The sequence below is a fragment of the Corynebacterium sp. 212_CJEI genome (assembly GCF_001055915.1).
GTDB lineage: Bacteria > Actinomycetota > Actinomycetes > Mycobacteriales > Mycobacteriaceae > Corynebacterium > Corynebacterium jeikeium_D.
The window spans coordinates 46262-61013 of the sequence record NZ_JVPT01000072.1; the positions used below are offsets into that span (position 1 = coordinate 46262).

Below are 14752 nucleotides of genomic sequence, written 5' to 3' on the forward strand. Positions count from 1 at the left end.
GGTGCGGGCTGCGCGGGCGGTGCAAGGGGGCGGTCTGCCCACCTATCGATCCGAGTTACTGACTATGTTTATGACAGAAATCGCGCGAAAAATGGCCTGAAAGTGTCATAAACTCGCACAGTTTCACATTTGCAGCCCGTGCCCATCTCCACACACAAAAAGAGACCCTTCCCGCAACCGGAAAGGGCCTCTTCAAAGGAGCTCAGCAACTGCCCTAGAACATGCTCGAAATTGTCTGCAATCCGAGTACGGCATCGAGAGAAAGCGCCACACAGACGATAGACAAGTAGTTGTTCGACATGAAGAACAGCTTCATCGGCTTGATCTTGCCACCGGTCTTAACGTGGCGGTGCAGGTCAATGGCGCCCCACAGGAACCAGGCACCAGCGCCAACGGCGCCAATCAGATAGATCCAACCCGCGTACGGAACCAACAGCAGAGTGGTAATCACGGTCGCGGCGGTGTAGTAAATAATGCGCTTGGAAACGACGATTGCCGGCTTGACCACTGGCATCATCGGCACGCCAGCGGCCTTGTAGTCCTCCTTGTAGCGCAGGCCCAATGCCCAGGTGTGCGGCGGAGTCCAGAAGAAGATAAGCAGGAACAGGATGAATGCCTGCCACCAGTGAGCCAGCCCCGTAATCTCCGGGTTGTTGTCAGTGATCACGGCCCAGCCGACCATCACCGGCATACACCCCGCAGCGCCACCCCAAATTACGTTCTGATCAGTACGGCGCTTCAGCCACAACGTGTAGACGAAGATGTAGAAGGCAATCGTAATCAGAATGAAAACGGCGGCCAGCAGCGAGTTACACAGCAACCACAGCCATAGGAACGACGCAATCATCAAGACAGTGCCGAAAATCGCTGCCGCTCGACGGCTAACCTGGTTGCGCGCGAGCGGGCGACGGCGAGTACGGCGCATCTTCTGGTCAATGTCGTAATCCATGACCATGTTGAAGGTGTGCGCAGCTGCGGCACCCAACCAACCACCGAACAAGGTGAGAAGAATCAGTCCAACGTGAACATGACCGCGATCAGCCTGAAGCATTGCGGGAATGGCCGCGACGAGCAGGAGCTCGATAATTCTTGGCTTAGTCAGTGCAATATACGCCTTGACTGTTTCCAACAAAGCAATGTCCCTTTCACGCGCCATAAACAAACCCCCCGTTTACAGATAGTCGGATGTAACGGTCGGAAAGTTCCCGACGAGTTTTTCCGCAAAATTAAATGAGGGGCAGGCAATCAGTTTACCGGTAATCATAACGGTTCCAATAATGACCGTCGTAAAGCATGTGCGGCGCGCCCTCTGAGACTTATCTCTCAGCTATTCGGCCCGGTTTGAACCCGGAGCGCGCAATCCTAGTTAGTATGGAAGAGAATTTTACTAATCCATTTGGATACTAGGAGTCATTCACGTGACACTGTCGACTGAGCATGAAGCACGGGTTGTGCGCAACTACCCCTCGGACTGGTCTGACTTGGATACGAAGGCCGTAGATACGGCCCGTGTGCTGGCTGCAGACGCCGTTGAAAAGGCAGGTTCGGGGCACCCCGGCACTGCGATGAGCCTCGCACCGCTGGCTTACTCTCTTTACCAGCGCGTTATGCGCCATGACCCGAAGGATACGAAGTGGATTGGCCGTGACCGTTTCATTCTCTCCTGTGGTCACACCTCTCTGACGCAGTACGTCCAGCTCTACCTCGGTGGTTTCGGCCTGGAGCTCGATGACCTGAAGGCGCTGCGTACGTGGGACGCTCTCACCCCGGGTCACCCGGAGTACGGCCACACTGACGGCGTGGAAATCACCACTGGCCCGCTGGGTCAGGGGCTGGCGTCGGCCGTCGGTTTTGCCATGGCTTCGCGACGGGAACGTGGGCTGTTCGACCCGGAAGCTGCTCCGGGTGAGTCTCCGTTCGATCACTACGTGTACGTCATCGCTTCTGATGGTGACGTTCAGGAGGGTGTCACTGCCGAGGCCGGCTCGCTGGCCGGCACTCAGCAGCTGGGCAACCTGATTGTCTTCTGGGATGACAACGGCATCTCCATCGAGGACGACACCACCATTGCTTTCACCGAGAATGTCGCGGACCGCTACCGTGCTTACGGCTGGCAGGTCATTGAGGTCGACGGCGGCGAGGACGTCGCAGCACTCGAGGCTGCTGTCGAGGAGGCCAAGAAGGATACGGAGCGTCCGACCTTCATTCGCGTTCGCACTGTGATCGCTTACCCGGCTCCGACGAAGATGAACACCGGCGCATCGCACGGTGCTGCTCTTGGTGACGAGGAGATTGTCGGCATCAAGGAAGCTCTCGGCTTCGATACCGACAAGAGCTTTAACGTCGCTGACGAGGTCATTGAGCACACCCGCAAGCTGGTTGAGCGTGGTGCTGAGGCTCACGCACAGTGGCAGGTCAAGTTCGACGAGTGGGCTGATGCTAACCCGGAGCGCAAGGCTCTGCTGGACCGTCTGACCGCTGGCGAGCTGCCGGAGGGCTTCGACGCTGAGCTGCCGACTTGGGAGCCGGACGAGAAGGGCGTTGCTACCCGCAAGGCCTCTGAGGCCGCGCTGCAGGCACTGGGCAAGACCCTGCCGGAGCTGTGGGGTGGCTCGGCTGACCTGGCTGGCTCCAACAACACCGTCCTGAAGGGCGAGCCGTCCTTTGGTCCGAAGTCCATCACCACCGGCACCTGGACCACCGACCCGTACGGCCGCAACCTGCACTTCGGTATCCGTGAGCACGCCATGGGTTCGATTCTCAACGGCATTCTGCTCCACGGTGGTACCCGTCCGTACGGCGGCACCTTCCTTATCTTCTCGGACTACATGCGTCCGGCTGTCCGCCTGGCATCGCTGATGGGCATCTCCCCTATTTATGTCTGGACCCACGACTCCATTGGTCTGGGCGAAGACGGTCCGACGCACCAACCTGTTGAGCAGCTGGCTTCGCTGCGCGCTATCCCGGGTGTGTCCACTGTCCGCCCGGCTGACGCTAACGAGACCGCTCAGGCTTGGGCCGCTGTTCTTCAGGGAGAGGCAGGCCCGAAGGCTCTGGCTCTGACCCGCCAGAACGTTCCGGTCCTGGAAGGCACCAAGGAGAAGGCCACTGAGGGCGTCCGTCGTGGTGCGTACGTGCTTGTCGACGGTGCCAAGGAGACCCCGGACGTCATCCTGATGGCTACCGGTTCGGAAGTTCACCTCGCTGTCGAAGCTGCTGACAAGCTGGCCGAGGAAGGCGTCAGCGCCCGCGTTGTCTCCGTTCCGTGTCTTGACTGGTTCGAGCAGCAGGACGATGCCTACCGCGAGCAGGTTCTGCCGAAGTCCGTCCGCGCTCGTGTCTCGGTTGAGGCCGGTATTGCAATGCCGTGGTACCGCCACCTGGGTGATGCTGGTCGCGCTGTCTCCCTGGAGCACTTCGGTGCATCGGCTCCGTACAAGGAGCTGTTCGAGAAGTTCGGCATCACAGCAGAGGCTGTTGTCGATGCCGCCAAGGAGTCCATCGAGGCTGCTAAGTAAGTTTGTTAAAACCTGGCGCTATCGGCCGTTGTCGGGACGGGATTTGTGAAAACCGTACCGCGCTCCGGTAGCGCCAGTATTGTTTGTGACGCACAGTAGTTTAAGGACATACAACTTTTAGCGAAGTCTTTAGGCAACGAAGCGGTATTGACAGAAAGGCGTTAAACACTATGGGAAACACCACGATGGAAGCGCTCGCCAAGGTAGGGACTTCGGCGTGGCTCGACGATCTTTCGCGCCAGCGCCTCACCTCGGGCGATTTGAAAAATCTTATTGAAGAGCTTCGGGTTGTCGGTGTCACTACTAACCCGGCAATCTTCTCTTCGGCGATGACCGCCGGTGAGGATTACGACTCTCAGCTGGCGCAGCTCACTGCAGAGGGTGCGAACCCGGCAGATGCTGTGTTCGCGATGGCAATCGACGACGTCCGCGATGCCTGTGACCTTTTCGCTGGTGTATCCGAAGAAACCGACGGTGTCGATGGCCGTGTGTCCATCGAGGTCGATCCTCGCTACGCCGACAACTACGAGGCCACGATTGCGCAGGCCCGTAAGCTCTGGGAGCGCGTCGGCAAGCAGAACGCGATGATTAAGATTCCGGCGACCGATGCTTCCCTGCCGGCTGTCACCCAGGCTCTGTCCGAGGGAATCTCGGTAAACGTCACCCTGATTTTCTCGGTGGAGCGCTACCTGCAGGTCATTGATGCGTTCATCGAGGGCATTGAGCGTGCGAAGGACAACGGCGTGGACCTGGCTTCGGTTCACTCTGTTGCGTCGCTGTTTGTTTCCCGCGTTGACACCGAAATCGATGCTCGCCTGGACAAGATCGGCTCCGAGGAGGCCCTGGCTCTGCGCGGCAAGGCTGGTCTGGCCAATGCCCGTGCAGCTTACGCCAAGTTCGAGGAGACTTTCTCGGCGCAGAATATTCGCTGGGCACAGCTGGAAAACGCCGGTGCTAAGCCGCAGCGCCTGCTGTGGGCTTCGACCGGTGTGAAGAACCCGGCTTACCCGGACACCCTCTACGTCACTGAGCTGGCTGCACCGCAGACTGTGAATACCATGCCGGAGAAGACGCTGCGTGCTGCCGGGGGCTTCGAGGGCGAGGTTCGCGACGCCGTCAGCGGCCAGGGGGAAGCAGCCAATGCCGTTATGACTCAGCTCAGCGAGATTGGCATCGACCTCGATGACGTCTTCGCTGTCCTGGAGCGCGAGGGCGTGGAGAAGTTCGTGGACTCCTGGCAGTCCTTGCTCGAGTCGATTGCACAGCGCATGGAGCAGCTGAAGTAAGCCTGCTGATTATCTAGGTGCCTGTTGGTAGTGGCTGCGTTTCTGGCTAGCGCCAGCAGGTCGCCTGGCGATCCGAGTTACTGACTGCGTTTATGTCAAAAACGGCCCGAAAAATAGCCTGAAGGTGTCATAAACTTGCACAGTTTCACATTTGCAGCCCGTAACTTTTGGGGTTGTCAGTTTCGGTTCGCCTGTTGTGTTACTTAACCCGCATTTTCAACGTTGGACATGAAAAAGCTCCCCGCGCAGGGGAGCTTTTTTGATGGAGCTAGGACGCGGCGAAGGCGGGGCGCACAGTGGGCAGCGGGCGTTTCTCTTCCTTTAATGCCCAGGCCATCACGAACGCAGAGATTACGGTGATGATTGAGGCAAAGATCGGCACAGCCGGCCAGGGGGCGCCCGGTACGGAGTCGGTCACGTCCAGCAGATAGCTAAAGAGGAAGAGCGTGACCAGGGCCAGGCCAATGGTGATCGATCCTGCACGAGTGCCCTTCGCGCCGGCGACGGTGCCGACTGCGGTGCTCGCCACGGTAGCCATGAGGAAGCTCAAGAAGACGCACAGCGCGGTGAGCAGAACTGTGGTGTAGTTCTGCCCGGAATCCTCAATCATGTACAGCTCCCCGTTAGTGTCCGGAAACAGGGCCGGTCCGGAGGTGACAATGAAGCTATCGAATCCGCGGTAGTAACCGGACTTGTTCTGTTCGATGACCATCGCCGTGACGATGAAGGCGGTAGCCACCAACGATGTGCCCAAGATTGCGATGATTGCGGAGCGTACCCAGCGGGAGGTGCTCACGCCGTAGTCGCGCAGGGTGACCGAACGCCGGGCTGTGATGAGGAAGAGGATGCCCAGCGCGATAATGCCAAGCAAGGTGTTACCGGTTCCGCTGCCTACGAGCATGCGCCCGAAGGCCGAGTACAGGATGGCCACGGCGGCAACACCGAGGAAGGTTTTCTTGTTGGTCGCGATGAAAGCTCCGGTGCTCATTTCTTGCTCCGTTCGATGTAGGAGGAGGTGCTTGCGAGGTCGATGAGGGCCGCGGGGTCGAGGTAGCTCACCTCAACGCCGAGGGCGCGGGCATGCGCAGCGGCAGACGAACTGAGCTCTGTAGCCAGGATTGCCTCGCAGCGCTCGCCGAGGGTTTTCTTAGCGAGCACTGGGCCGGCCACCTGCGCCACGAGATCCGTAGGGCCGCGCAGCACCGGATGGCTAGCGCGCAGCTTATCGACGTCATAGGGCCCGTACGCATCCTGCTTGTGGATGACAATCAAGGTGTCCACTAGGCCGGCTAGATCCTGGGAGTGCTGCGAGGTGACCACAATGTCGGCCGATTCGGCCGAGTCGATAAGCATGCCGCGCAATGTGGCGCGGTGCTCGACATCGAGGCCGTTGAAGGGCTCGTCGAAAAGCAATGCTTCCTTGCCCGATGCCAGGGTGGCAGCGGCGATGAGCAGCTGGCGCTGGCCCAGGCTGAGCTTTTTGATAGGGGTGTCAGCGGGGAAATCGAGGAGGGACTCCGCGTGGGGCACATCGAGCTGATCCCAGCCGGTGCGCAGGATCTGGAAATATTCGCGCGGGGTGGCACCGAAGACCTGGGTGTCGGGTGCAGCCTTCGCCAGGGCCGCCGTAGGCATCTGCGCGAGGGTACGCAGGTAGTAAGTCTTGCCGGCGCCGTTGGGGCCAATCACGCCGTAGATGCTCATTTCTCCTCCTCCAGCATGGCGATGATGTCGTGGAGCGTGAGGCCGAGAATGCCGGCCTCCGCTTTTAATGGCTCGATGTAGGTGCGCTGGAACGCTTCACGACGCTCAGCGCGAATGCGGTTACGGGCGTCTGGAGTGACAAACATGCCGAGTCCTCTTTTCTTCTCCACAAGCCCCACCATCGACAGTTCCGTCATGGCCTTGGCGGCCGTGGTTGGGTTGACCTGATAGAACTCCGAGAGCTCCTTGGTTGAAGGGGCACGATCCTCAGCCGAGAGCTCCCCGGACAAAATCATTGATTTCAGATCCTCGGCGATCTGGACGTAGATGGGCCGAGGGTCCGCCTCCTTCGCCTGCATATCCACCTCCGTGGTTTATGGGTATACCACCTAGGTCATAAACCTATGGCAGAAGAAAGGGGCCCGTCAAGGCCCCATCGGAGGAATCGGAAACGATTCCACCGGACTTTTCTCGATATGACATTATGTAAACCGTGAGTGATTCTCTGCAACGCAACGATTCGAACTCCCCTACTGCCAGCTCTCCGCACAACGGAGACGACAGCACCAACCACGACGGATACATCAACCCGCTGCGCGACCCGCAGGATAAGCGCTTGCCGCGTATTGCCGGCCCGGGCGGCATGGTGATTTTCGGAGTGACGGGCGATCTGGCCCGAAAGAAGCTTCTGCCTGCCATTTACGATCTGGCCAACCGCGGTCTGCTGCCTGCCTCCTTCGCGTTAGTTGGCTACGGTCGTCGCGAATGGTCGAAACAGGACTTTGAGGATTATGTGCGCACCGCAGTGGAACAGGGCGCCCGCACAGACTTCCGTGAGAGTGTCTGGCAGCGCCTGGCTGAGGGCATTCACTTTGTCACCGGTACCTTCACCGATGACGAGGCCTTCGATCGCCTGGCCGCACAACTTGAGGAGCTCGATCGCTCCCGCGGCACCGCTGGCAACTGGGCCTACTACCTGTCCATTCCGCCAGCTAACTTCCCCGATGTCTGTCATCAGCTCGATCGTTCGGGGCTGGCGCAGTCGGGCGAGGATTATTGGCGTCGCGTGATTATTGAGAAGCCATTCGGACACGACCTAGCCTCCGCTCAGGAACTCAACCGGATTGTGAACTCGGTCTTCCCAGAAGACGCTGTGTTCCGCATCGACCACTACCTGGGCAAGGAAACCGTCCAGAACATTCTGGCCATGCGTTTTGCCAACCAGTTGTTCGACCCGATGTGGAATTCTCACTACATTGACCACGTCCAGATCACCATGGCCGAGGACATTGGTTTGGGCGGTCGCGCTGGCTACTACGACGGTATTGGTGCAGCTCGTGACGTGATTCAGAACCACCTACTCCAGCTCCTGGCGCTGGTGGCAATGGAAGAGCCCATCGCCTTTACCCCGGAAGAGCTGCAAGCGGAAAAGATCAAGGTTCTGCGTGCCGTCGAGCCAGTGCGTCCGTTTTCGAAATACACCGCGCGTGGCCAGTACACGGCGGATTGGCAGGGCAGCAACTTCGTGCCAGGGCTGCGCGATGAGGAAGGCTTCGACCCCGAATCCACGACCGAGACCTACGCCGCCTGTACGCTGCAGATCAACTCCCGTCGCTGGGCCGGTGTCCCCTTCTACCTGCGCACCGGCAAGCGCCTCGGCCGCCGCGTCACTGAAATTGCGCTGGTCTTTAAGTCCGCACCTCACCTGCCCTTCGCAGAGACAATGACTGCCGCTCTCGGCCAGAACGCCATGGTCATCCGAGTCCAGCCCGACGAAGGTGTGCTCATGCGATTCGGCTCGAAGGTGCCGGGCTCGGCTATGGAGGTCCGCGATGTCAACATGGACTTCTCCTACTCCGAGGTGTTCACCGAGCAGTCGCCAGAAGCCTACGAGCGCCTGATTCTGGATGCGCTTCTCGACGAAGCCAGCCTCTTCCCCACCAATGAGGAAGTCGAGCTGTCTTGGAAGATTCTTGACCCCATCATCGAGTACTGGGCCAAGCGCGGTCGTCCCGAGGGTTACCCCGCAGGTTCGTGGGGGCCGTCCTCCGCTGACCACATGCTCGAGCGCGACGGTCGCGCTTGGCGCCGGCCATAGGTTGCCGACCTCTCAGTTCTTAAGAATTTTCTGACAGAAAGAACACTTTCATGATTGTCAATTTGCCAGACACTGACACCGCGAGCATTGCTCGTCAGTTGGTGCAGCTTCGAGAGCAGGGCGGCATCGTCACCACGGGCCGTGTCCTCACCCTGATTGTTTTGGCCAAAAGCGAAGACGACCTGGAAAACATTATCTCCACGGTCAACTCCGTTTCCCGCGAGCACCCATCCCGTGTGCTGGTATTGGTCTCCGATGATCCACGCCTGGACAATCGCCTTGACGCGGAGCTCCGCGTCGGTGGTGATGCCGGTGCCGCTGAGATCGTCGTTATGCACATGTCCGGAGAGATTGGTCAGCACCACAGCTCTGTGGTGACTCCTCTGTTGCTGCCGGATACACCGGTCGTGGCGTGGTGGCCGTCTGAGGCGCCGCAGGTCCCAGCGGCGACACCAATCGGCCGGATTGCCCAGCGCCGTATCACCGATTCACTGTGTGACCCGAATAGCAACGCTATCTACACGCGCCGTACGGGCTACACGCCCGGCGATTCCGACCTGAGCTGGTCGCGGCTGACGAACTGGCGCGGTGTGTTGGCATCCGCTTTCGACTTGCCGCCGCACTCGCCGGTGACCTCCGTGTCCATCTACGGCCCACAGGACTCGCCATCGGTCGAGGTCGCCGCCGGATGGTTGGCAGATCGCCTGGGGCTGCCGGTCAACCGTTACTCCACCGGTGAGAAGAAGATTCCGGTGGACGAAAAGGGCCGCGCCAAGCCACCGGTGACCTCCGTCGCCTTTGAGCGTGAAAATGGCCAGACTTTGCGCATCGATATTGAAAGCGCCACCACTGCATCGGTCACCAACGGAGAAAAGCCCCCGTTCAAGGTCGCAGTATCGCGTCCAACACGCTCCGAATGTTTGGCAGAGGAGCTGCGTCACCTCGACCACGATACTGCCTACGGACGTGCCCTGCGTGGCCTCAGCCAGATTCACACGGTGGGAATGCAACCTCCGACGTCCACAACAACTAGCTTCGCTAACGAACCAGGAGTCTCTGACAAGTGACCACCGATAACGCCTCGAATACCGTCCCTGCCCCTCAGTTCCACCGCGCCGCTGACCAGGCGGGCATCGTCGAGGCTGCACGTCAGCGCTTCATCGATGCGGTTGTCGCCGTCCAACATGGCAACGCCTCTCCGGTCACCGATGACGGTTTCGTACGCGTCGTTCTCACCGGTGGCGGCGCGGGTACCGCTTTGCTCAGTGCGCTTGCCGACGATTCCGGAGACATCGACTGGAACCGAGTCCTGGTGTTCTTCGGAGATGAACGCTTTGTCGCTGCCGACTCGGCAGATCGCAATGCGTTGGCTGCTCGTAAGCGTCTCTTGTCCCCTGTCGGCGTGCCGGAGGAAAACATCTTCGAGTTTGCCGCTGCCGACAGCGGCGTGACCACCACGGAGGCCGCCGAAAGCTACGAAGCTATCGTTCGGGAGAAGGCTCCAAATGGCTTTGACCTTCACCTTCTTGGTATGGGCGGAGAGGGACACATCAACTCGATTTTCCCGTATACCGCAGCGCTGGCTGAGCAGGAACGCTTGGTCGTGGACGTGCATAACTGCCCGAAGCCACCGCCGACCCGTATCACGTTGACGATGCCGGCCATCGCCAGCTCTCAGCGTGTGTGGCTACTTGTAGCGGGCGGCGAAAAGGCTGAGGCAATTGCAGCTATCGCTCAGCAGGACGACCCAGCGCAGTGGCCGGCGGCCGGGGTTCGCGGTGTTCAGGAAACCGTTGTCTTTGTTGACGATGCTGCGGCTGCGCAGCTCTAGGCATCCGCTTCACCGCTAACAGCCCAGAAACAGTAAATTCCCGTCGATAAGCGAAATGCTATCGACGGGAATTTTTATTGCTTAAAGGCCTGCGGTGGGGCGTGCTGCGTGCGGAACCTACCAGCCGAAAGTATTGAACAGCAGCAACAGGACAATGCAGAGCAACCAGATAATCACGGTCACAATAGTGACGCGGTCAAGGTTCTTCTCCACCACAGTCGAACCGGACAGATTCGACTGCATGCCGCCACCAAAGAGGCTGGACAGTCCGCCACCCTTACCCTTGTGGAGCAGGATGAACAGCGTCATCAGGATGGATGTGATGACCAGGACAATCTGAATGGCGAGGTACACGCGCACTTCCTTTTGAAACGTCGCTTCTTTAAGAACTCCAACTATACTAGCGCAATTGCTCCGCTGGCTAGGTATCCCTAGCCGTATCCCTAGGCGAATTCCTAGCCGGAGTTGCGCAGTGCAGTTGCCAGACCATTCATGGTCAGCTGAATGCCCCGACGCACCTTGTCGCGATTATCGCCGGCACGGTAGCGACGCAGCATCTCCAGCTGGATGATGTTCAGCGGCATAAGGTACGGGAAGCGCATGTCCACCGAGCGCCTGAGCAGCGGGTTGTCCTCCAGCAGGTGCTTGTACCCGGTTACCTTCAGGAACATCTCCAAAGTCAGGTCGAACTCAGCCTTGAGGATGCCGTAGATGCGCTCACCGTCGGCCTTATCTTGGCACAGGCTAGCGTAGGCGCGCGCCAGGTTCAGGTCAGCCTTGGACATGACCTGCGCCATGTTCGACAGCACCGAATTGAAGAACGGCCAAATCTCGTTGAGCTGACGGAGCTCAGCCAGGCGGGAACCGTCTTCGTCCTCGCCGATCCACTCCTGCAGTGCAGAGCCGACACCAAACCAGCCCGGCACCATAGAACGCTGCTGCGACCAGGACAGTACCCACGGAATTGCGCGCAGGTCAGAAATGGTCTGGGTCTGCTTGCGTGAGGTCGGACGCGACCCGATGTTCAGGCTGCCGATTTCATCGACCGGAGTCGAGGAAGTGAAGAAGTCAATAAAGCCCGGGTCCTCGTGCATGAGCTTCGAGTAGGCCTCACGCGACAGGTCGGAAATCTCCGACATAATCTCGTGGGCGCGAGCCGGGTTCTTCAGGTCATCGACGTCGAGCAGAGTCGACTCAATCGTTGCCGAAACCAGCGCGGCGAGGTTCCTGCGTGCCGCTGCAGGGTGACCGTACTTGGCAGAGATAATCTCGCCCTGCTCAGTGATACGCACCGACCCCTGGACTGCGCCGGAAGGCTGCGCCAGGATTGCCTCGTAGGACGGACCGCCACCACGGCCGACAGTACCTCCGCGGCCATGGAAGAGACGCAGGCGAATGTCGTTGTCCTTCGCAGCTGCCACGATGGCGACCTCCGCGTCGTAAAGCGCCCAGTTTGCAGCGAAGTACCCGCCGTCCTTGTTGGAGTCGGAGTAGCCGAGCATGACTTCCTGCAGATCTCCGCGTGCGGAGACGTATGCACGGTAGACCGGAATGTCCCACGCAGCACGCAGGACGTCGGCACCAGCCTGCAGGTCTTCGATGGTTTCGAACAGCGGGATGACGTCAACAGAACCGGTCGGCTGCGAGCCATTCGGGCGAATCAGACCGACTTCCTTGAGCAGAATCATCGGCTCCAGCAGGTCGGAGACCGATGTACACATCGAAATGATGCAGTGCGGTACCGCGTCGTGACCGTACTTGCGCACCGCACGAGATGCCGCACGCATAATGCCTAGCTCGCGAGCCGTAGCTTCGGAAAGATCTGCGGAAGTCGAAACCAGCGGACGGGAGGACTGCAGTTCCTTGGTCAGCAGTTCGACCTTGTCGGCTTCCTTCAATCCCGCGTAGTTGTCCACCACACCGGCAGCGGAGAACAGCTCGGTGAGGATTTCCTCATGAGAGTCTGAATTCTGGCGGATATCAATCGAGTACAGGTGGAAACCAAATACCTCCACTGAATCCATCAGGTCGCGCAGGCGGTGATCGGCGATGAGGTCATCGTGGCTGGACCGCAGGGAGTCGTCGATAATCGAGAGCTCTTCAAGTAGCTCCTCGGCGCTGTCATACGGAGTGAATTCCGACCAGTCGCCCTCAATGATGGACTCGTCGAAGAAGTTCACCGCTGTTGCCGCCACGCGACCGCGGATACCGTGAACCGCACGACGGTACGGTTCATCTTCGCGGTTTGGTACGTCATTGTGGCCTCGGCTGGCCAAGGCGACTAGATCCACGGTGACCTTGGTCAGGCGATCGCTGAGACTGAGCTCGCGCTCCAGCAGATGCAACTGCGAGAAGTAGTGACGCAGGATGGTACCCGCTGCCCTATCGGAGGCGTAGCGCAGCGTCTCCTCTGTCACGTATGGGTTACCGTCGTGGTCGCCGCCGATCCACGATCCCATGCGAATCGTTGGGTTAGCCGGCAGCTTGTTGCCGCCGAGCTGACGCAAGTGCTTGACGACGTCTCGGTTAATCTGTGGCACAGCTTCCAGCAGAGAAAGCTGGTAGTAGCGAAGACCAACCTCGACCTCGTCGCGAATATCCGGGCGATTCATGCGAATCAGAGCCGTTTGCCACAGCGTAAGGATACGGCGACGGATATCGGCATCAATCTCAGCAAGTCGGTCCGCGGTACGTGCATTCAACGGGGCTGCTTGGATCTCGTGGCGGCGACGCATTGCGGCCGTGATGTGCTTCTGCACATCGAACACTGTGCGACGACGAGTTTCCGTTGGGTGTGCGGTCAGAACCGGGACGACCTCAATGTGGTCCATCATGTCCGCAATGGCGCTGCTGGAAACCTTGGCGTCGCGAAGCTTCTGCCATGTTGCTTCCAGCGTGGAGTCCTGCGGCGGATCGCCAGCATCGAGAGATGCCTCGATGCCCAGCTCCTCGTGCAAATCCTCAGCGAGGTTAGCTAAAAGTGCGAAGTGCGTGAAAGCACGGATGACAGGGCTTGCCTCGGCAGGGTCAATATCGCGGAAGAGGCCGGTGAGCTTCTCGATGTCGCCATCGCCACGATGGAGTTCGAAGGCTGCACGGCGAGCATTTTCGACCAGGTTAAAGACCTCGTCACCCTCTTGCTCGCGGATTACCTGCCCAAGAATTCGACCCAGGTGGCGAATATCCTCCCAGAGCAAGTCCTGCTGCTTCGCGGTAGCGGTCGATGAGGATTGCTCATTGCTTGCAGTGTGTCGGTCAGTGTCACCATGTACTTGTTCGTTCATTGAGCACGTCCTTTGAAAATTGCCGGGCATTCCAAGTGGAAAGCCTCGGGAAATGTATCGCGCTAAAACATTGCCAGTCGGTGTGCCTGGATTGAGTCCGCCTAAAGGCAATAACCCCGAATCGGTTTTATGAGAATCAATAAAACCAATCCGGGGTCGCGCATGGCGCCTATCTTATCAGTTGTTCTGAATTTATATGCACTTAGGCGTTCTGAGCGGCATCTGCAGCAAGTGCGCAGAGCTTCGCGAATGCTTCACCGTCGAGCGAAGCGCCACCGACGAGGCCGCCGTCGACGTCGGGCTTGCCGACGATCTCAGCGACGTTCTCGGCCTTGACGGAACCACCGTAGAGGATGCGCATCTCCTTTGCGATGTTCTCGTCCGCAATTTCTGCGACGGTCTCGCGGATAGCTGCACAGACTTCCTGCGCGTCTGCAGCCGATGCGACCTTACCGGTGCCGATAGCCCAGACAGGCTCGTAAGCGATGACGGTCTTGGCCAGCTCAGCGTTGGTCAGGTTAGCCAGGGAGCCCTTGACCTGAGAGACAACGTACTCGACGTGCTCTTCGGCCTCTCGGACCTCCAGCGGCTCGCCGACACAGACGATTGGGTTCATGCCCTCGCGCAGTGCTGCCTTGGCCTTCTTTGCGACCAGCTCATCGTCCTCTGCGTGCATATCGCGACGCTCGGAGTGACCGACGACGACCCAGGTGCAGCCGAGCTTTGCCAGCATCGATGCGGAAATCTCGCCGGTGTAAGCGCCGGACTCGTGGACTGAGACATCCTGCGCGCCGTAAGTGACGCCGAGCTTATCGCCCTCAACCAGAGTCTGGACCGAACGCAGGTCGGTAAACGGCGGGATGACAGCGACGTCAACCTTGTCGTAGTACTCCTTTGGCAGAGCGAACGCGAGTTTCTGCACCACACCGATAGCTTCGAGATGGTTCAGGTTCATCTTCCAGTTACCAGCAATAAATGGTGTACGTGCCATAGTGGTGGAATTCACTTCCCTATCAATTAGCGGATTTTTA

Annotated in this window: 12 protein-coding genes; 5 read left to right on the forward strand and 7 right to left on the reverse strand. The window is 59.2% G+C overall.

Annotation, left to right across the window (positions count from 1 at the left end):
* Positions 1 to 214: 214 nt before the first annotated feature.
* Entirely contained in the window at positions 215 to 1129 is a 915-nt protein-coding gene (locus ADB02_RS09310; RefSeq protein WP_172954651.1) for a heme o synthase, read from the reverse strand.
* A 289-nt stretch (positions 1130 to 1418) separates the two neighbouring features.
* On the opposite strand from ADB02_RS09310, the gene tkt reads away from it, so the two are divergent.
* Complete coding sequence (gene tkt / locus ADB02_RS09315) at positions 1419 to 3518, forward strand: transketolase (RefSeq protein ID WP_049190734.1); 2100 nt, start codon at positions 1419 to 1421, stop codon at positions 3516 to 3518.
* Between the two features lie 170 nt (positions 3519 to 3688).
* Positions 3689 to 4804: a transaldolase gene (gene tal / locus ADB02_RS09320; protein WP_048731888.1), complete on the forward strand. Its 1116-nt coding sequence runs from the start codon at positions 3689 to 3691 to the stop codon at positions 4802 to 4804.
* A 268-nt stretch (positions 4805 to 5072) separates the two neighbouring features.
* On the opposite strand, the gene ADB02_RS09325 is transcribed toward tal, so the two are convergent.
* Genes ADB02_RS09325 through ADB02_RS09335 form a run of 3 tightly spaced genes read right to left on the reverse strand, consistent with a single transcriptional unit; the run spans position 5073 to position 6867 of the window.
* The gene (locus ADB02_RS09325; protein ID WP_049190735.1) at positions 5073 to 5792 is read right to left on the reverse strand and encodes a hypothetical protein; all 720 of its coding nucleotides are present in this window, start codon (positions 5790 to 5792) and stop codon (positions 5073 to 5075) included.
* Entirely contained in the window at positions 5789 to 6508 is a 720-nt protein-coding gene (locus ADB02_RS09330) for an AAA family ATPase (protein ID WP_048731886.1), read from the reverse strand. The genes ADB02_RS09325 and ADB02_RS09330 overlap by 4 nt, the downstream gene beginning before the upstream one ends.
* The gene (locus tag ADB02_RS09335; protein ID WP_049190738.1) at positions 6505 to 6867 is read right to left on the reverse strand and encodes a GntR family transcriptional regulator; all 363 of its coding nucleotides are present in this window, start codon (positions 6865 to 6867) and stop codon (positions 6505 to 6507) included. The genes ADB02_RS09330 and ADB02_RS09335 overlap by 4 nt, the downstream gene beginning before the upstream one ends.
* Positions 6868 to 7001: 134 nt before the next feature.
* On the opposite strand from ADB02_RS09335, the gene zwf reads away from it, so the two are divergent.
* The 3 genes from zwf to pgl are packed head-to-tail and all read left to right on the forward strand — an operon-like array spanning position 7002 to position 10437.
* Positions 7002 to 8606, forward strand: coding sequence for a glucose-6-phosphate dehydrogenase (gene zwf / locus ADB02_RS09340; protein WP_016422737.1), 1605 nt, complete (start codon positions 7002 to 7004; stop codon positions 8604 to 8606).
* 50 nt (positions 8607 to 8656) lie between these two features.
* The gene (locus ADB02_RS09345; protein WP_016422736.1) at positions 8657 to 9673 is read left to right on the forward strand and encodes a glucose-6-phosphate dehydrogenase assembly protein OpcA; all 1017 of its coding nucleotides are present in this window, start codon (positions 8657 to 8659) and stop codon (positions 9671 to 9673) included.
* Positions 9670 to 10437, forward strand: a complete 768-nt coding sequence (gene pgl, locus ADB02_RS09350) for a 6-phosphogluconolactonase (RefSeq protein WP_049190739.1) — start codon at positions 9670 to 9672, stop codon at positions 10435 to 10437. Before ADB02_RS09345 ends, pgl begins: the two co-directional genes overlap by 4 nt.
* Before the next feature lie 117 nt (positions 10438 to 10554).
* Here pgl and secG read toward each other — a convergent pair whose 3' ends face one another.
* The 3 genes from secG to tpiA form a co-directional block, all read right to left on the reverse strand.
* On the reverse strand, positions 10555 to 10791 hold the full coding sequence (gene secG / locus ADB02_RS09355) for a preprotein translocase subunit SecG (RefSeq protein ID WP_005510775.1): 237 nt from the start codon (positions 10789 to 10791) through the stop codon (positions 10555 to 10557).
* 101 nt (positions 10792 to 10892) lie between these two features.
* Complete coding sequence (gene ppc, locus ADB02_RS09360; RefSeq protein ID WP_049190740.1) at positions 10893 to 13721, reverse strand: phosphoenolpyruvate carboxylase; 2829 nt, start codon at positions 13719 to 13721, stop codon at positions 10893 to 10895.
* Positions 13722 to 13923: 202 nt separating this feature from the next.
* Positions 13924 to 14712, reverse strand: a complete 789-nt coding sequence (gene tpiA / locus ADB02_RS09365; RefSeq protein WP_049190741.1) for a triose-phosphate isomerase — start codon at positions 14710 to 14712, stop codon at positions 13924 to 13926.
* Positions 14713 to 14752: the final 40 nt, after the last annotated feature.